Source organism: Cupriavidus basilensis (genome assembly GCF_000876015.1).
Classification (GTDB): Bacteria; Pseudomonadota; Gammaproteobacteria; order Burkholderiales; family Burkholderiaceae; genus Cupriavidus; species Cupriavidus basilensis_B.
Window position 1 is genome coordinate 1 of the sequence record NZ_BBQM01000056.1, and the last position, 1,481, is coordinate 1,481.

General features: G+C 70.2%; 1 protein-coding gene. It reads right to left on the reverse strand.

Going from position 1 to position 1,481, the window contains the following annotated elements; genetic code table 11:
* Positions 1-1,481, reverse strand: a 1,481-nt coding sequence (locus KF708C_RS34065) for an amino acid adenylation domain-containing protein (RefSeq protein WP_156174084.1), incomplete at both ends; no start/stop codon positions are given.

The following is a 1,481-nucleotide window of genomic DNA, read 5'->3' on the forward strand; positions in this document are numbered from 1 at the left end:
CGGGCGCGGGCAGGGCGCGGCGGTCGAGCTTGCCGTTGGGCGTGAGCGGCAGCGCGGCGAGCACGACGAAGGCGGCGGGGACCATGTAGTCGGGCAGTTGCTCGGACAGCGCCGCGCGCAGCGACGCCACATCCACGACGCAACCCTCCGCCGGCACCACGTAGGCAGCGAGTCGGGCACCGTTCGGGCCGTCGACGGCGATCACCGCCGCATTGGCGATACCCGCCTGCGCCAGCAAACGCGCCTCGATCTCGCCCGGCTCGATGCGGAAGCCGCGGATCTTGAGTTGCTGGTCGATGCGTCCCAGGTATTCGAGTTGCCCGTCCGGCAGCCAGCGCGCGAGGTCGCCGCTGCGATAGAGGCGCGCGCCGCCGTCGGAGAACGGATCGGGCACGAAACGCTCGGCGGTCATGCCGGGCCGGTTCAGGTAGCCGCGCGCGAGGCCATTGCCACCGAGGTACAACTCCCCAGCCACGCCCGGCGGCACGAGATTGAGCTCGGCATCGAGCAGGTAAGCGCAGCGCGCGCCGACCGGGCGGCCGATTGGCGCGTAGGTGCCGGCGAAGTCGGCTTCCGCGCTGTCGGCACGTACTTTCCACACCATCGGCGTGACCACCGTTTCGGTAGGGCCATAACCGTTGATGAAGGTGCGCGGCGCCAGCGCGCGGCGCGCCAGTTCGAAGGCCGGGCGCGGCATCGCCTCGCCACCGAAGGAGTAGAGCGAGACCTCGGGCCGCTGCTCGCTTTGCGCGCACCATTCGGCAAGCTGCTTCAGGTAGGCGGGCGGGAAACCGGCGTTGGTGACGCGATGGCGGATCAGCGCTTCGCAGGTCTGCTCGGGCGTCCACAGCGTATCGTCACGCAGGACGAGGGCTCCGCCGCAGGCGAGCGCGCACAGCCAGCGCTCATGCGCGCCATCGAAGGCGAAGGACAGGAAATGGAGTTCGCGCGAATGCGCACCCATCTCGTAGGCGTCGATGGTGGCGGCCACGTGCATGGCAAGCGGTCCGTGGGAAACGCACACGCCTTTCGGCTGTCCGGTGGAGCCGGAGGTATAGATCAGATAGGCAAGCTGATCGCGGTGCACCGGCTGTTCAGGCAGCGCGGCGATGTTGTCGGGCATCATGTCGAGCGTCAGCACCGGCAGCGAGGCGGGCGCGGGCAGCGCATCGAGCAAGGCGGTCTCGGTGATGAGCAGCGCAATGGCGCTGTCGCGGAACAGGTATGCCAGCCGCTCGGGCGGATAAGCCGGATCGAACGGCACGTAAGCCGCGCCGCTGCGCATGACGGCGAGCAGGGCGATGAGGATGTCGGGCGAGCGGGACAGCGCGATGCCGACGCGGATCTCGGTGCCGATGCCGCGCGCGTGGAGCACGGCGGCGAGGCGGTCGGCGCGGGCGAGCAGTTCGCCGTAGCGCAGGGTCTGGCCGCCGCAGATCACGGCGGTGGCGTCGGGCCTTGCGGCGGCATGGCGGGCGATG